The organism is Segatella bryantii (assembly GCF_022024215.1).
Classification (GTDB): domain Bacteria; phylum Bacteroidota; class Bacteroidia; order Bacteroidales; family Bacteroidaceae; genus Prevotella; species Prevotella bryantii.
The window spans coordinates 38,416-56,901 of record NZ_CP091797.1 but is presented as its reverse complement, the minus strand read 5'-3'; the positions used below and the strand labels follow the sequence as shown (position 1 = coordinate 56,901).

The 18,486-nt window shown below is 40.5% G+C and carries 13 protein-coding genes; 5 read left to right on the top strand and 8 right to left on the bottom strand.

Translation table 11 applies throughout. The features are described 5' to 3' along the window. Positions 1–922 precede the first annotated feature (922 nt). Positions 923–1,318, bottom strand: coding sequence for a hypothetical protein (locus L6471_RS00180; RefSeq protein ID WP_237796966.1), 396 nt, complete (start codon positions 1,316–1,318; stop codon positions 923–925). A gap of 256 nt (positions 1,319–1,574) precedes the next feature. Between L6471_RS00180 and L6471_RS00175 the strand changes: the two genes are divergently transcribed. The 4 genes from L6471_RS00175 (at position 1,575) to L6471_RS00160 (ending at position 4,517) form a co-directional block, all read left to right on the top strand. After that, the gene (locus tag L6471_RS00175; protein WP_237796965.1) at positions 1,575–3,065 is read left to right on the top strand and encodes a Y-family DNA polymerase; all 1,491 of its coding nucleotides are present in this window, start codon (positions 1,575–1,577) and stop codon (positions 3,063–3,065) included. 35 nt (positions 3,066–3,100) lie between these two features. Next, positions 3,101–3,277, top strand: a complete 177-nt coding sequence (locus L6471_RS00170; protein ID WP_173652116.1) for a hypothetical protein — start codon at positions 3,101–3,103, stop codon at positions 3,275–3,277. 256 nt (positions 3,278–3,533) lie between these two features. Next, positions 3,534–3,947, top strand: a complete 414-nt coding sequence (locus L6471_RS00165) for a ferritin family protein (RefSeq protein ID WP_237796964.1) — start codon at positions 3,534–3,536, stop codon at positions 3,945–3,947. A 24-nt stretch (positions 3,948–3,971) separates the two neighbouring features. Beyond that, positions 3,972–4,517, top strand: coding sequence for a glutathione peroxidase (locus L6471_RS00160; protein WP_006281651.1), 546 nt, complete (start codon positions 3,972–3,974; stop codon positions 4,515–4,517). A gap of 105 nt (positions 4,518–4,622) precedes the next feature. On the opposite strand, the gene L6471_RS00155 is transcribed toward L6471_RS00160, so the two are convergent. From L6471_RS00155 to L6471_RS00125, 7 genes are all read right to left on the bottom strand, one after another. Then, a complete protein-coding gene (locus L6471_RS00155) occupies positions 4,623–7,466 on the bottom strand; it encodes a M16 family metallopeptidase (protein WP_237796963.1) in 2,844 nt (947 codons plus the stop codon). A 33-nt stretch (positions 7,467–7,499) separates the two neighbouring features. After that, positions 7,500–9,149, bottom strand: coding sequence for a DUF6850 family outer membrane beta-barrel protein (locus L6471_RS00150; protein WP_237796962.1), 1,650 nt, complete (start codon positions 9,147–9,149; stop codon positions 7,500–7,502). Beyond that, the gene (locus L6471_RS00145; protein ID WP_237797188.1) at positions 9,106–10,221 is read right to left on the bottom strand and encodes a DUF4876 domain-containing protein; all 1,116 of its coding nucleotides are present in this window, start codon (positions 10,219–10,221) and stop codon (positions 9,106–9,108) included. Before L6471_RS00145 ends, L6471_RS00150 begins: the two co-directional genes overlap by 44 nt. Positions 10,222–10,247: 26 nt before the next feature. Next, on the bottom strand, positions 10,248–10,751 hold the full coding sequence (locus L6471_RS00140; protein WP_237796961.1) for a T9SS type A sorting domain-containing protein: 504 nt from the start codon (positions 10,749–10,751) through the stop codon (positions 10,248–10,250). A 49-nt stretch (positions 10,752–10,800) separates the two neighbouring features. Then, the gene (locus L6471_RS00135; protein WP_006281656.1) at positions 10,801–11,193 is read right to left on the bottom strand and encodes a hypothetical protein; all 393 of its coding nucleotides are present in this window, start codon (positions 11,191–11,193) and stop codon (positions 10,801–10,803) included. Beyond that, positions 11,190–14,156, bottom strand: coding sequence for a TonB-dependent receptor domain-containing protein (locus L6471_RS00130; RefSeq protein ID WP_237796960.1), 2,967 nt, complete (start codon positions 14,154–14,156; stop codon positions 11,190–11,192). The genes L6471_RS00135 and L6471_RS00130 overlap by 4 nt, the downstream gene beginning before the upstream one ends. A gap of 251 nt (positions 14,157–14,407) precedes the next feature. Beyond that, the gene (locus tag L6471_RS00125) at positions 14,408–16,594 is read right to left on the bottom strand and encodes a TonB-dependent siderophore receptor (RefSeq protein WP_237796959.1); all 2,187 of its coding nucleotides are present in this window, start codon (positions 16,592–16,594) and stop codon (positions 14,408–14,410) included. Between the two features lie 194 nt (positions 16,595–16,788). On the opposite strand from L6471_RS00125, the gene hcp reads away from it, so the two are divergent. After that, the gene (hcp, locus tag L6471_RS00120) at positions 16,789–18,444 is read left to right on the top strand and encodes a hydroxylamine reductase (protein ID WP_237796958.1); all 1,656 of its coding nucleotides are present in this window, start codon (positions 16,789–16,791) and stop codon (positions 18,442–18,444) included. The last annotated feature ends 42 nt before the right edge of the window (positions 18,445–18,486 follow it).

Genomic DNA, 18,486 nt, shown 5'->3' with positions numbered 1-18,486 from the left:
TGTTCGAGGGTAAAATATATATCATGGCATTTAGTAAGACAAATGATGGAACTTGATGAAACGATTTGTTTCTAAAGGCATTACTATATATAAACATCAATAGCAGGCAACATAATGGAATATATGTTATAAGATAGTCGTTTTATGTAAAAAATGAAAGAAGACTAGAAAATTAAGAAGCCCAGGAGATGAAAAATTTCCTGAGCTTTTCGATATATAATAGAATTGTGTTGGTGTTATTGTCTTCTATTCCTTTAAATGGATTTTAATTCTACTATCGCTTACGATGCAAAGATACAAATAATATTCTTCATCGCAAACGATTAAATATACTTATTAACAGCTATTAATAAATATCGTATACGACCAGAGACAAATTAACAGTCATTTACATATATTGGTTCTATTCGATTGAAAAAATGATTACTGCTGTCCGCTAAAAAAGGAAATGAAGTAAGATGGGAGTATTTTTATTATAAAAAGATAAGGGCTAATAACAAAAAAATCGAATTCCAAAAGGAATCCGATTACTATATCGTTTAAAAGAATTATCTACGAAAGCTGCACCTTAAGGTGAACAGCATTGTCTTTACTTACCAGCAGCAATCTTGTTATTTACATTTACTGCATTTGCTGCAACTGCTACTACAACTGCTAAAACTACCATTAATGTCATCATAATTATTATCCTTTCTACATCTTTATGAGACCCGTATTAGTCTCGTTATACATTCTTTTATTTCTTTTTACACTGCAAAGATACGCATTGTGCACGAACACACCAAATATTTCTATGTTATTTAGCATATTTTCGTTGTATTCTTGACCTTTATCAATTGATATCTCTAAAATACTCAATCTATATGCTTTTCTCCAGAAAAAAGAACATTGCTCCCATTAAGGAGCATCGTTGTAAATGAGGTTAGTCGTAATAATGGTTCAGATGGTGTTTGTGACGAGCATGATGATGCTGATGATGTGCTGCATCACACTTGATTAGTTCTTGGTCATGCTTGGGATGATAGAGATTCTTCATCTTTTTATATTCACGATATTGACTTCTTGTCAGCACCCTATCCAGTCTTTTATTTCTTTCTTTCCAAGCGATAACGTCACGTTGCTTGTTGTTCACATTGCGCATATAATCCAAATTAATGGCAAATACATCCCGGTACTGATCTCGAGAAAGTCTTAATTCTCTTGCCATAGCATTGGTCATGCGTAGTGCTTCGTTTCTTACGTAACTATATGTCATTGCATTGACAGTAGTGGTCAACATGACCATGAAGGCTACTAATAATGTTTTTAATCCTTTCATAATTCTCTATTTTTATTTGTTCTTTCTATCGCAAAGATAGCGAATGCTAAAAAGATAACGAAAGAATAATCTCTATTTCAAATAGGAATTTTCCTATCTAAAATAGGTATATTAGAAAGTTGTTCTGAATAATGATGTCGGGACTAATCGTATTTTAATTTGCCCAAAAGATTCGGCTATTCTTCCTTTTTTTCGTATTTTTGCATAGTATATATATAATAGGTATAGGCTTATCAAACAAAAACAGCGCATATATGTGGCCATCGATCTGAAGTCGTACTACAGTTCTGTGGAATGTGTAGCCAGAGGTCTCGATCCTTTGACTACCAATCTTGTTGTAGCAGACGAGAGCAGAACCGAAAAAACCATCTGTTTGGCGGTTTCGCCCATGCTTAAAGCCTGTCATATTGGTGGCAGAGCTCGTCTATTTGAGGTGGTGCAACGCATACGCGAGATAAACCAAGATCGCCTATCACGCATACCCGACCATCGCTTTAAAGGCAAATCTGCTCTTGCACACGAACTTCGTGAACACAAAGACTGGGAAGTGGACTATATCATAGCACCTCCACGAATGGCAGAATATATCCGCATCAGCTCTAAAATATACGGCATCTATCTGAAATACATTGCGGCAGAAGACATTCATGTGTATTCTATCGACGAAGTCTTTATGGATATTACCGATTATCTGGCTTCGTATAAGAAATCTGCTCATGAATTGACAATGGATATTATTCATGACATCTTGAATGAAACGGGTATCACGGCGACAGCTGGTATCGGAAGTAATCTCTATCTGGCTAAAGTGGCTATGGATGTTGTAGCCAAACATGTGCCTGCAGACAAGGATGGTGTACGTATCGCAGAACTTGATGAAATGACTTATCGCAAACAACTTTGGGATCATCAGCCACTTACCGATTTCTGGCGAATAGGACATGGAATCGCTGAAAAACTGGAAAGTTACGGCATGCATACCATGGGCGATGTGGCCCGGTACTCACTGACCCATGAAGAACAACTTTATCGCCTATTTGGTGTTAATGCTGAACTGATCATTGATCACGCCTGGGGATGGGAGCCTTGTACTATGAAATATATCAAGGCCTATAAACCTCAGGCTAATTCGCTCGGATCAGGACAAGTATTACAGTCTGCATATACTTTTGAAAAGGCACTTGTCGTCATGAAGGAAATGGCTGAAGCTTTATCACTTGATCTTGTAGACAAGCATCTGGTTACCCGTCAAATCGTTATTAATATCGGTTATGACCGGGAATCACTCGATAATCCTGCTATTGCTTCACAGTATACCGGTGCTGTAGGCTATGACTACTATGGACGCAAGGTACCCAAATCAGCTCACGGTACTGCTAACTTAGACCAACTTACTTCTTCTACCCGCCTCATTCGTGATGCTGTAGTAGCCCTTTATTATCGTATCACAGACCCCAAATTGCTCGTGAGACGACTGAATATTACTGCTTGCAACATCGTAGACGAAAGCGAAGCAGAAAAAGAGCAGCATGCTCCTATGCAACTCGATTTATTCGCCGATAACGAAGCCTTAATCGAAGATAAACAAAAAAAACAGAACGAGCTGACAAAAGAACGAAAAATGCAAAAGGCCATGCTGAGCATCAAAAAGAAATTTGGCAAGAATGCGATTCTCAAAGGACTTGACTTTGATGAGGGTGCAACTACCAAAGAAAGAAATAACCAAATAGGTGGGCATAAAGCCTAATGAATCTAGTATAATAAGAACGAAAGGAGAAGATTATGACTGGAAAATACGACGATATTATTCATATGGAGCATCCCATTTCTAAGAATCATCCACAAATGCCGATGATAAACAGGGCTGCACAGTTTGCTCCCTTTGCTGCACTAACCGGCTACGAAGAAGCATTGGCTGAAACAAGAAAAAAAAATGAAGAAGATAATAAAGAAGAGTAAGAAATACTTGCTTTTCTCATTTTAAATATTTATTTTTGGAGAAATTTATCGCATCAAGATTATTAATCCATCAAAGATCTATGAAAAAATGAACAATAACGGCTAATTCTGTTAAATATCACTTCTTCATCTATTATCGCCTACGATATTTACTAAACATTGTTAAAACGAAAGCACAATCGCTTGCGATATAAAAAAGAAACTCTATATTTGCATCGCAAACGATAAGGAACACAAAAAAAGACTTTAAAATAAAATGGAGAAGAATCTATATGGCCTTACCAAAGGCACAGAATTAGAAAAGATGATTACAGCAGCTGCTAATGCCGAAGCAAACGGTACAAAGCAATATTATGCGTTAGCACGTATGGCCCGTGAGCAGCAACTTCCTGAAGAAGTTAGCAACACTCTAGAGCAGATGGCTGACCAGGAAAGTAATCACGCAGGCTTCTACGCAATGCTTAATGGCACCTATCCTGAAGATATCTATGGTATCATGGAAAAAGCAGCCAAAGGTGAGTATGCAGCAGAAAAGGTATTAGCTCCTCTCGCAGATGCTCTTCGTGCATTAGGTTCTGAAGAAGGTGCAAAGCAGGTTGAAGAATTCATCCGTCAAGAAATTCATCATGGCGAACTTCTCGAACAATTAATTAAGAAATATCGTAAGTAAAACCCTTTAAATAAATATTGAATTATGACTACAGTATATGATTTTAATTTAAAAGACAAAAAAGGCAACGAAGTAAGTCTTTCACAGTATCAAGGTAAAGTATTGCTGATTGTAAATACAGCTACAGGTTGTGGTTTCACTCCTCAGTACGAGGAACTCGAGGCTATGTATGGCCGCCTAAAGGAACAAGGTCTAGAAATTTTGGACATCCCTTGCGACCAGTTTGGTCACCAGACTCCAGGCAGCGATGAGGAAATTACACAGTTCTGCACGATGAAATTTGGTACTGATTTTCCTCAATTCAAGAAGAGCGAAGTTAATGGTGCAAACGAACTTCCTCTCTTTGCATGGTTGAAGAGCCAAAAAGGTTTTGAAGGACAGTATGAAGAAAAACTTGCTGCTATCATGGAGAAACTTTACAACGAACACAACCCTGAACCACGCAAGAAAGACGATATTCAGTGGAACTTCACTAAATTTGTTGTTGACAAGAACGGTGCTGTTGTTGCTCGTTTCGAACCAACTGACGACATGAGCAAAGTAGAAGAATGCATCAAGTCTCTACTCTAAATCCTTAGGAAGGTTCAATTTTTTTTAACGGCATATATCTATAACAAAAAAAGAAGAGAAGCAGACTCAAGTCAGCTTCTCTTCTATGCTTTTCAGCTAAAACACTTATTTGGCAGACAACATCGTCACCTCGATACGATGATTCTGACGAAGAATATCAGCCGCCAACTTCTGAATATCAGCAGGAGATATTTCATCTACCATTTTTACATAATCTTTGTCAAAGTCTTCACCATCTCTGAGCTGATGCCAGATAACATAACTCCAATAGTCATTGGTTATAGCCATCTGTGCATATTGCTTTTTAAGGTATTCTTTCACCTTAGCCAGACTTGAGGAAACAGGTCCATGCTGAGCAATATTGGCTATCTGCTGATAAATAATCGGATTCAACTCGTCATAGCGGTTAGGGTCTGCATTATAACTGATACGAATCACTGCATCAGGATTCTGTCGCTTATCAAGATCGAAACTAACACCTACATGGTAAGTTCCCCCCTTCTCTTCACGAACAGAGTCAGTATAAGCTATCTGCAAGGTACGCGTAAATACATCCAGCAACAGATCGTTCTTTGGTGTAAATGGCAACTGAGCTGTATAGAAGATGCTGACATTAGCCAAAGGAGTTGCCATCTTTTTATTAAACTTGACTACTTTATTTTCTGTTGAATATTGTGGTACACGAGCATAATTGATACTATCATGCTGATGTGTACACTTGCCACAATGTTTCTTAACTGGTAGGGTAGCCAAATACTGAGTCAGTAATGGACGCAAAGAATCGAGATTCACTTTACCGATAATCGTTGCTCTAAACTTAGAAGCATCGCTAAAAGCAAACTTGTAAAGTTTAAGAATACGATCATAGTTAGCCTTATCCAATGTATCAGCCACTACCGGACGGGTACGAGGATGATTATTATAAAGTGCTGCAGTAACAGAATCATTGAAGGCTACCTTTGGACTAGCACTACGATTGGTCAAGAAAGATTTTGTACGATTGATAAGCGACTGATATGCCACAGTATCGCGACGAGGTGAAGTGAAGTAAAGGTAAGCCAACTGCAACATGGTCTTCATATCCTTAACAGAACTGTTTCCACTAATATTCTGGCGAGTATCACCTACGAAAGGCTGTATTCGAACAGCTTTACCGGTAAGAGCTTTGCGAAGTGCTATTGCATCAAAATTGCCTACACCACCAGCTGTTACAGCACTGGTAATCAGTGACAAGTTTGGAATATCGCGATCTGGAAATAAAGACGTTCCGCCCCATCCTTCCAAAGAGAACAATACTTGGTCTGACTGATAATCTGTAGGTTTCACATAAACTTTCAAACCATTACTCAAAGTGATTTCGCGAACACCATACTTGCCAAAATCTTTCTCTGCAATAATCTTGCCAGCCTGCGGCATATTTGGTGTCAGTTCTGCATCTACTTTCTCTTCTTGATAAGCCTCATAAGACTGTGCCTGAGCATCTAGGATAGATTTTTCAAATTCAGCTTCCGATGGAATGACAATAGATGGATTTTCGGGAGCATATACCACAAAAGCCTGATTCTGATGAGTTATCAATTTCTGTAGTTCTTGGTTTACTTCCTCCAGAGTTACTTCTTGGTTCAATTTATCAGACAGTTCATCTTCATATTTTGCAGTAATCAATGGTTCACCATACAAGAAGTTTTGCACACACTTATTCACAAAATGGGAATTAGTACGATCTTTTTCACTCTTCACAGCGCGCTCAGTACGAGTCTTGTAGAGTGTCTTGGCACGCTCTAATTCTGATGCAGTAAAACCATGCTGGCGAGCTGTTTCTACAGTAGCTAAGGCCTTGCGGATTCCTCCTAAGATATTATCTTGTTTACAGCTGATACTCAGACTGAACGCATCTTTAGTTCGCGATACGAAAAAAGTACCAATATGTGATGTCGCACTGAGGAATGGCGGATTAGCCTGCTGGCGAACTTCAGCCAATCTACCATTCAGCATTTGAGCTACCAACCAACTGATATAGTTGTCACGCAAATACTTCACATTATTCTTTTCGCTGAATGGTGTAGCAGGCAACTTCATATACAGATGAGCCAGGATTATCGGTTGCTCCTTGTCTTTCTGGATAGACACAATCATCTTGTCATTATCGTTCACCTGATAATATTCGCGCTTAGCAGGATTTTTAACCGCAGGAATCTTTGAGAAAAGACGCTTAATCTTAGTTTCCATTTGATCCACATCGAAATCGCCAACGACAACGATAGCCTGAAGATCAGGACGATACCATTTTTGATAATAATCACGCAAATCTTGATAAGCAAAATGATCTACCACATCCATATTACCAATAGGCATACAATCTTCATACTTGGTTCCCTTATATAATTGTGGTGTAGCATCTTCCATCATACGAGAAACAGCTTTACCTGCACGACGTGTACGCCATTCTTCATGAATTACACCACGCTCTTTATCAATTTCATTATCTTCGAGCAGGATATAATGACTCCAGTCGTTAAGTACAAGCAGACACGAATCGATAATTCCCTCGCGCTTAATAGGCGCACTACCAATATGATACACGGTTTCGTCAATAGAAGTATAGGCATTGAGATTGGCTCCAAACTTCACTCCGATGGTTTCACACCAAGGCACAATACCCAACTGCTTGCCCTTACCTGGGAAATGCTTGGTACCATTAAAAGCCATGTGTTCGAGGAAGTGAGCCAAGCCACGCTGACGTGGTTCTTCGAGGATAGAACCCACTTTCTGGGCGATATAGAAATCGGCTAATCCAGCCTCTTTGGCATTATGACGAATATAATACGTTAATCCATTCTTCAGTTTACCCACACGTACGGAAGGGTCTTGGTCGAGTGATTGCGCCATTGCCGCCCAAGGTGATAACGAAATCAGCGCAATGACCATTAATCTAAATTTCTTTTTCATTGTTATATACTTTTTTATAGTTTTCCTCATCTTTTAGAAGTCGACACCCACGATCAGCATTACTGTAGTATATGCATCTCCTTTGAGATAAGCATCAGTATTGTAAGCTTTAAGATAAGTGCATTTTCCTTCCACATAAGTTTTCATACGAGTTTGTGGAAAGATAAACGAATACTTAAGAGCTGCTCCCACCTTAACCTGTGGAGCAGTATAGTATTCATAATCGCGATACAGATAAGCATCCATAGAGGGCGGAGCGGTCTGTTGGGCTGAAGGTTCTGCAAAAGTCAGGTCTTCATACACATCACCACTCCCCTTCTGATAAGCGAACTGCAATCCTGCTTGCAGAATACCTTGGCGCAAGCGTATGCGATGACAAGCATCTATATAGCCCTGTACCTGATTGAGTCGCTGTCTGCGATAATAAGGATAACGATAGCCAGTCTGCTTGCGATGTCCGATATTCACCCCCGTGGCAACCGTCCACCGTGGCAGTTCGTAATCGATGCCCATATCGCCTGTATAACCGATATGGGTATCAACCCATAATTTATCGCCCGTTTTCACAGCACCAAAATACTCATACTGCGAAGCCCCTTGTTCATTAAGGGTTTCGAGATAAGCATTCTGATTATTCTCTAATCGTTCCGCACTGATTGATACATCCATGCGATGTAAGGAAGTTGGCAGGCGATACGACAAACGTGACTGATAGGTATAGATATGTGAATGATGGCGCATATAAGTGATGGTATAAGCCGACTCACGGCCATAGTATCCACTTCTATATTGAGCCATCATACTATGATACCATTGCCACTGTGAAGTAATACGCCAATCTAACTGTACACAGGCTCCATGTCGAGCAGAGAACAGTGGCTGTTCATTATTACTTCCTGTATATCCGTTCGTGGTAAACTGTTCCACCTGTCCCATGAAGTTGGCATAGGCTATCAGCGACTTATACACCTTATCACTCTGTCCGTATACTTTAAAGCGAATATTCTCAGTACTGCGTCGATACAGATAATTTGCACCTAAAGATACATGACCAAGAGGCAGATAAAAACCAGCCGAGAAGGTTAGGTCCATGGCTTTATTCTGATGTCTCAAATCTTTATACTTGGCCAAATTAGCGGCCGTGAAATCAAAACTAGCCCCCACAGACCATCCATGCCAGATATCGACACCGACACCACCTTTCAGATGATAAGTGTCACGATGCTCATCCCCCTCATTGGTCAACGAGTCTTCCACAATATCAAAGGGCAAATGATAAGTATTCAGAAAAGCAGAACCAGCCATATTACTACTGCTCTCATTCTGGTAACTCATACGACCATAAACTACAGTACGAGGCGACAACCGATAGACAGACTCAGCAGAAGCACCAAATGTAAGGGTATGGGGAGACTGATCGTAATTCACGAACCCTCCATTCCCCACTGTCATGGATACGGTTGCCTCTGACAGTGTAGAAGAGCCAAAGCGAATCAAGGCTGAAGGATTATTACCCATCAGCCAAGGATCACTTTGCATCACATACGAAAAATCTCGCATGAGTAAGCTATCGGTCTTCACCGTTTGAGCTTGTGCCTCAAGAGAACTCAACACCAGAAGTGCTCCAGAGAACAGAAATTTACTCACCACGGATAGAGAACTTCTGACGTTCGTGGAAATCATTGGTAGAATTATTGGTATCTTGATAAATGATATGAGCCCCTTGTTTGATAGAAGCCTCAGCATCAATACCACTTGGATCAGTAGAATTGCCTACACCAAGAGCATAGTTATATACCAATTTGCCTGCATTTTCTGGCAAGGCTTCTGTTGCTTCTTTATCTACATTACGATAGAGAGTATGGCCCAACTTATTAGTCAGTGATACATATCCAGCATCTATATCAGCTGTAAGACGTTTTTTACTAACATTCTCACCACCAGCATTATAGACTTCGATACCATCAAGAATCCATGATGTAGGCACCTTGAGATTGGCATATACAGGACCGGTCTTACCTGGGTCGTATATGATATTATCCGTATTGTTAGCATAATCTGCAGGAGTAACATTCTGCGTCTGGAAGATAAAGAACGCAGGAGAAACAACGCTCAGCGCCCACGCTGTACCCTGCCCATACTCTACCGCTTTAAGATAATGAGAAGTAGGGATAACATCAGCTGGTGCAGCGTAGCTGCTAGTCTGATTAAATCCTGACTCAGGGTCATAAGTAGTATAATAATCCTCATTGGCATAATTTACAGAATTACTATAAGTCTGTGTATTGTCAATAGCATTCTTGAAACTGATGACCACTTGCGAATAAGGTTGAATAATTAATGGTGTCTGGAAATACCAGATACCCATCAGAGCTGGAATATAATCACGATAAGACAGTTGGCCATCTGTAGTATACCAGTAGTTACTACCAGCACTATTATAAGGTCCTGCAAATCCTACGGCTAAATTATTAGCTACTGCTACCTGTGAACAGTTATTGTAAAGCACTACACCTTGATCTTTGGTAAAAGTTTTAACGCCATCATTAGCCAAACATCCACCATTATAAAGTTCCTTTATCAAAATCTGGTCAGCATTCTGATCAGGCAACGAAAAACTTACATTTTTCACCTTAGCAGTAGGAATAGTATCTGTACTACCATCCTCATGGGTTACTATCATATTCCAGGTTTGAGCCTGTGCACTGAAGAGCGAAACGAATGCAGTTACAAATGTGAGTATAGTTTTTTTCATCATGATATACATATTGAGTTTTTGGTTTACTTATGGTTTATTTTAAAACTAGCACCTGATGTCTGGAGGATAAAAATACCTGAGCCCAGACCATTCAGGTCGACAGAAGCAGTTCCGTCTTCCTGTGCTTTTACGATTGTTACTACTCTGCCATCAATGGTATAAACTACCACCTTACTACCGACCTTCAAACCTGAGAAGCCTGCTTTTCCGTCTGAAATCTCAGGAGTAGGATGTTCACTTGCAGAAGACGAGTTTACCACTTGAGTAATGCCAGTAACTTCCCGCTGCACAGTTGTGAAATAATACTGTGCTATCTGCTGTATCGGATAACGAAGCTCGATACCTGGCGATGTTGCTACGAGGGTATCAGCAGAGAAAGACAGTACAGGTGAGTCCTGTAAATCTATAGCTACCGTTTCACCACTAGAAAACTCGACTACGAGTTGCTCTATATCGATGGTTTCTTCGGCTGTAATTGGCACCATGGCGGTCATGAATGTCATCAAAGAGATAATAAGTCTTTTCATAAGCCTTTTGGTTTTTATATTTATTCTATCATCTATTATTCACGTTATATTAATGCACAATACGTTTGGTCGAAACCGTTAATGGCAGCTGTATCTGATTACTACTGTCGGGCGATATGATGAGTTGACTCTTAACCCCATTCAGAATATACCGGTAATCATAGGTAAGATAAGTATCCGAACTACTCACCTGATATATCCCGGGCGGAACCTGAAAAACCGCCTTTCCCTCTGTGTTGGTACTGTCTACAAAAACCGAAGCCGTAGCATCAGTCAACAAAACGGGTGCACCAGCATAAGCAGATATACTATTGGCAGGATATTGTAATTGCACCTCGACCTTACAGAGTTGCATAGACTCTTCGTATGAGCAGGAAACCAAAGTAAGTGCCGACAGCATAAGTGATACTACCGACAGAGGTAATAAACGAGTTACTTTCATAATTTTAATCGTAAAGAGAGACCATAATAGAAACTTGGTATATAACTACTCGCAAAGAGCGAAGTATCTACATTCGTCTGTGTACTATGTACGGTCTGCATGTTATTGAAGAAGTTATTGGCATAAAACGATAATGATACATGGTTGCCTATCTCCTTCGTAATACTAAAATTAGCCGAGTAGTAAGCCGATAACCGGTTAGGATTAAGGATATACTGATAATTGCTTCTAACCACAAGTTTAGAGAGATCATTATAGAGTTCCTGATCATTCTCGCGTGCCCAAGCAAATTTCTCGGCAAAGGGTATCAGTGTATTCGGATCATCCCAAGTAGAATAATATTCGGGATATACGATAACATATTTATTAGTTTCGCCCTGATATGGGGTACCAAAATAAGCATTCGATTCATCTACCTGATACCCTCTGCTGCTACCGTCCACATACTCACAAAGCGAACGGCTGTAAGTATAGAGCGAAGACTCCAGACGTAAGGTCATGATCAGTCGTACCTTAGGTATATGAGTAGTAAAAGTCGCATTCAGATTCAGTTTTCTCGATAGTGAGCCATTAGTGACTGAGGCCTGTGCCGAATAACCGGTAGATGTAGCATTACTGCCTCTATAATAACCCACATACTGATATAGACTGCCATTGCTCATTGTCGTAGAGATTCCCGTAGGAATATCAGCAATCAGATTATCGTCTACACCTCTATAATGATAATAACTACCATCTAGACGGATACCAGTACTCAGCACCTTGATTTTCGGGAAGTCAATAACCCACTCCAGCCCATACCGTTCTATCGGTGATCCGTTAGCATATTTGGTCTGTGCATAATAGGTATTACGGGCATAGTTAGCCAGTGTTACCGATTCTTGCTGACCTGTGATGTCGCTTACTGTTACCACACCCGTCTGTTCATCAATGGCAAAAGTACGGTTGGCTACCGGTATGCCACAGTTTTGTACTTCTGTAGGCGAAGTATAGTAATAGGTCATCGGAGTATAGACGGTTGTGGCTAAATAAGGATGATAAGTTTTATGATAGAAGCCCGATAAAGTTACCTTAGCTCCCCATAATGTGAAATCTACCCCCACATCAGTTTGGTTGGTATACTGCCACTTCAGGTCACTATTATATAAAGCAGGTGTTGGTTGCGTATAATACGCATAATACGCCTGATTATAGGCATTGCTCGTAGAAGAAAAAGCCAGTTTATCACTATACACTGGTTGTGGATAAAGCACCTGCATAGAAGGTAACTTTACCGACTTTCCCCATCCGGCATGTAAACTGAGTGCACTCACCCATCGATGAGGTTGATGACGCCAGAATATATATTTTCCATTTACACGAGGAGAAACACTCGAAACCGTTCCATAAGCCGACGCATCGATACTCGTCAGGTCATCACGCAAACCGGCAGTCAGTTCTGCTGTTGATTTTTTACTGACAGGTATCACCACTTTTTCTTCAGCATAAAGTGCTATATTATTGATAGCCGGCTGATCTGCATACCGATAAGCGCGCCAAGTAGGTGCATACTGTAAATCTGTGTAATACAACCCTTCACCCTTATTTTCAGACCGACTATAATCAGCTCCAATCATGAGTTTGTTCAGCATCCCCCAAAATCTTCGTGTCCATTCACCTTTCAGTTTTAAGGCATAATCCAGAGGTTTGCTGTCTGTAAAAGCATCTACATACCAGTAGCCAGTAGGACCAAGCACAACATTAGCTGTTGGTGAATCTTCTGAAAGATAATAACCCTGGGTAGTGGTGTGAATATAAGGTTGAGTAGATGAGCTGCTCGTACTCGTATACGATTCTGATTTACGATCTGCATACGATACCGATCCCATCAAAGTCAAATTCGTTATCCAACTTTTATTAAGCAGCCAGTTCCATTCCATCTTAGCTCTGAAACTGTTATCTCTCGACTTAGAAAAATCGTCTAGAACTCTATCCGGATCTGCTTTCGAATTATAGCCACCCACATTACCCGACAAACCGATATGGAGAGTAAGCGGAGTAGTACTTTTGTTCCATACATTCATATAGCTTAACGAGAGAATATTTCGCTGATAAGCCGTATAAGGAGATGTAGCATCCGAAAAAGAGCGGGCGTGTTCTAACGATGTATTCAAGATACCCAAACCATGTCCCAAATCAAATCCTTTATTGAGAGCTATCTGCCGAGTATGTTGATTCAATTGTACTTCCAACTGAAAAGGCGACTTACCCTGACGTGTATTTACCTTGATAATACCATTACTCAGATCACCATATTCCACAGAAGGAACACCGGTTATCACTTCGATACTCTCAATAGAAGATACCCCCAAATTACGTGTACTGGCACCCAGCGTTTCGCTCATAGCACCATTGTTCCCCAATCGCACACCATCCACTTCGACAGCAGTACCAAAAGAAGCATTTCCCTTCTCACTACTACCACTTCGCAAAGCCATACGGTCGTCGTCCATAAGCGTACTATTTACCGTTTTACCGCCAGGAAGGAGTGTACCGATATCACTGAGGTTTATAATCTGTTGATTATCGAGAGCAAGCCGGTCTATATGATAAGAAGTTGTAGCATCATCATTTTTCCGCTTGGCAACAGCCTCAACTTCAGCAAGTTTCAGATTTTCTTCCTTCAAAAGGATACGCAATTTCTTAGACTCATCGACTACCTTTAAGGTAAAAGTACGTGATACATAACCTAAACTTCTAATCACCACAGTACATGTACCCTTCTGTACATTCTTAATAAGAAATTCTCCCTTATCATCACTGACAGCCCACTGTCCACTCTCCTTAATCATAACTGTAGAATAGGCTATTGGTAGGCGATCTTTCTCCGATAAGATAAGTCCTCCGACTGATAACTTTTGTGCCAAAATGATTTCACTAAAGAACAAAAGAAGTACAACTAGTTTTACAATTCTTCCCGGCATTACAAACAATCTGATATTATCCTCTGCAAAGATACAGGTAATCAAAATATACGACAATACCTAAAAAAAGGTAATTTCTGAAGAAAAGTTTGTTAGAAACATACCTAATTCTTGTGAGAAATTATCTCGATACAAATATGTGGCTTCACCCAACAATCATCAATAAAAAAAGGAAATAAGAATCATTCTTACTTCCTTTTTAGTCTATCTTTTTTATCACCCAGTCACCAGGGTCAATAGAATTTTTCTTCTTAGAAGTTATAAGACAGCGTCATACGGAAAGTACGACCTGGCTCAGACTGCCATACATAATAGTTACCATATTTGCAACCACTCAACAGATAAGCATTCATGATATTATTAACATTGAGCAGTACTGATAGCTTGTCGTTTTTCCATCCCAACGAACCATCTACACGAATATAATTTGGCAGTGGTTCTTCATTGATACCATCGGCAAAGGTCCACGTGCTTCGGTCGATTAGCGAAGTTTCGCCCAAACCAATGTGGAAGCCCTTCAAGAAACCACTCAATACCTGATATTTAAGCCATACGTTAAACTGATGCTTAGCATAACCAGGCATATGTGTACCTACCGGACTCGTTGGATCTTCAGATTTCGTTACCTTATAATTAGTAAGAGCATAGTTAGCCAAAAGGTTCAAACCAGGAAGAATCTCACCATTGATATCGAGTTCGATACCCTTAGATACAGACTGTCCCACCTGAATATAGTAATTCTCGCTACCAGTATTCTCTGGATCAGCACTAATCTGATTATCAATCAAGATACTATAAAGCGATAAAGAGGTCTGCAGACGACCATCGAACCAGTTACGCTTAGCACCAATCTCCCAGTTATTACTTACGATTGGCTTCACCTTATTGCCATTGCGAAGCTGCCCCATCTGTGGTGAGAAGGTCTGATCATAAAGTGCATAGAAAGAAGTATTGTCATCGAGATTATAAGTAAGACCTACACGAGGAGAGAAATGATTCTCTTTGGTCTGTGTAGTACCATACGATGCATCCTCTACATGAGTGAATCGACCTGCAAGAGTTAATAGCAACTTGTCATTGAAGAAACCAAGTACATCCTGTAGATATAAGCCATACGAACTTTGCGTAATCTGTGTATTATTGGCACGCTCCTTAATATCCTTGGTTCTATCAAACTGTGGATAGCCATAATAAGGAGTACCACTTGGAGTATCTCTAAACACATTAAAAGTGCCAGTACTATCGAGAGCATAACTCTGACTCCAATCATACCAAGCATGCTTGTTGTTCATATCCAGACCCGTCATAATCTTATGAGAAACCTTACCCGTCTGCGCCTTACCATTAAGATATATCTGGCCGAACTTCATCTCGTTGAGTACATCTGCATTAGTAACATAGCGGTCCATATTACCATTTTCCTCAATGTTATATGCCCAAAGTGAAGTACCTGTACGAGCATAGTTAGAGTAAGAACCCTGAGCTGTAAGTTTCCAATTATCACTCAACTGGTGTTGGAAATTCAAGATGACCGTATGGTCATAAGCCTTAGTAGGTTCCATACCTGGTTCGATAAGCGAGTAATTACGGGCAACTGACTTATAACCAAAAGGTGAGAAGATATACGAACCACCAATATCAGAACTCTGCATATACTGCAGATCATATTCCAAGGTAAGAGTTGTCTTATCATTGATGAGATAGCGCAATACAGGTGCTATCGAATAACGTTTCGTAAACTCGTTAGCACGCATCGAATTGGTACTCATACCCATTACATTAAATCGGTATTGCAATTTATTCTGTTTATCAAGATGACCATCTAGATCTAAAGCTGCACGATAATAATCGTAGCTACCTAAAGTAATGCTAGCATTACCACGAGTATAGCCAGTAGGTTTCTTGGTTACCACATTATAGAGACCTGCAGGTTCACCATTAGACATCATAAATCCGGCAGGACCCTTAACAAACTCGATACGGTCTACATAGCTCATATCCTCAGTCATTGGTCCCCATGTACTAGTAAAGTTCATACCTTCACGGAAAGCAGCCATTCGTGAACCACGCGCATTAATACGTAAATAATCGCCCCAGTGCTCTAGTTTACTCACACCACTCACCGTACGCTGAATGCCCTCATCGGCAGAAGCGATACCCAGATCATCGAGCACATCTTTGGTAAGTACATGTATATTCTGTGGAATCTGAATAATTGGCATATTCAGACGAAGAGTAGATGATAAATCTTTCTCTGTATAGGTCTGTTTGCGACCATTTACGACTACCTCACCTAACTTATGTTCAGAGTGTACCGCTGTAGAATCTACATGAATATCCGCTTCATTGTTCTTGACTGGAGTAAGATTTACTTCAGCTGTAACAGGCAATGTCATTCCACATGCTACTAGAACCATACCTATTGCATTCTTTTTCATTTCGTTTACTAGTTTGTTTCGTTATTTATTAGCATTATATAAAATCGGCTGCAAAGATACGTAGACGATATAAATTACACAATACCTAAAAATAATGATTTTTTAACACTAAGGGGTAACAATTGTGTCCAAATACAGTCTTTTGATAAACCTATCTTTGCACCCGAAAATAAATCATTTAAGATATAAAGATTATGACAGACAACAAGATGTTTTGTTTCCAATGTCAGGAAACTGCCAAGGGTACAGGTTGTACGATTAAAGGTGTGTGTGGTAAGGAGGCCAGTACTGCTAAATGGCAAGATCTCCTTCTTAGTGTAGTACGTGGTATTGGTACCATCGCTCACCAGTTCAATCAGGCTGAGCTCGAGTACAATCGCACACAGGTAGCCGACTACCTCACCGATGCTCTCTTCTCAACCATCACCAATGCCAATTTTGACGATCAGGCAATATTAAATAAGGTCGACATAGGTATCGCTCTCAAAAAACAGTTGCTTCACCTCGCCCAGCAACATAACATCCTCCTTCCTGACTATCAGGAAGTACGCTGGGGTGGCGAGAAGGTAGATTTCGATGCAGAAGGTCAACGAGAAAGCATCCTTCGCAATGAAAATGCCGACCTTAGATCATTAAAAGAGCTTACAGTACTCGGACTCAAAGGCATGGCTGCTTACTATGAGCATGCTGCTCGATTAGGCGAGACCAATGATAAAATTATCGCATTTATGTGCAAAGCCCTGAATACAATCACCAACCCTGATGCCGATATGCAAACTCTGCTCAATATCACACTCGAAACAGGTAAATATGGCGTAGACGTCATGGCGCTCCTCGATCAGGCCAACACTGAAGCCTATGGCAATCCAGAGCTCACCCATGTCAACATCGGCGTAGGGCAACGTCCAGGTATCCTCATTTCAGGTCATGACCTCAAGGATATCGAAGACCTTCTCATCCAGACCGAAGGTACAGGCATAGATGTCTATACCCATGGCGAGATGTTGCCAGCTCACTACTATCCACAGCTCAAGAAATACAAGCACCTCGTCGGTAACTATGGCAACGCCTGGTGGAAACAAAAAGAAGAGTTTACCAGCTTCCATGGCCCTATCGTATTCACTACCAACTGTATCGTGCCACCATCCCCATCAGCCGAATACAAAGATCGCGTCTTCACTACCAACTCGACAGGCTATCCTGGTTGGAAACACATCGAAATGGGTGCTGATGGACATAAGGACTTCTCTGAAGTTATCGCTTTGGCACAGAAGTGCGAGGCTCCTAAAGAGATCGAAATAGGCGAAATCGTCGGTGGATTTGCTCACGCTCAGGTATTCGCTCTAGCCGATCAGATAGTCGAAGCTGTAAAAACAGGCGCTATCCGCAAGTTTGTGGTCATGAGTGGTTGCGATGGTCGAATGAAGAATCGTAACTACTATAAGGAATTTGCCAAGGCACTGCCAAAGGATGTCGTAATTCTGACTTCTGGCTGTGCGAAATATAAGTATAACAAACTTCACTTAGGTGATATCAATGGTATACCACGCGTCCTTGATGCAGGACAGTGTAACGACTCTTACTCATGGGTCGTTGTAGCCTTGAAGTTAAAAGAGATCTTTGGTGTCAACGATATCAACGATCTGCCTATCTTCTTCAACATCGCATGGTATGAGCAGAAGGCTGTTATCGTACTTCTTGCCTTGTTACACCTTGGTATAAAGAATATTCACCTTGGTCCGACGTTGCCTGCTTTCATATCAGAAGGTGTATTAAAGGTATTGGTTGATACCTTCGGTATTGCAGGTAATGCGACTGTAGAAGAAGACCTCAAGAATTATATTTTGTAATGTAATTAACCAATTCATATAAAAAAGGCTGACAGAATCGAT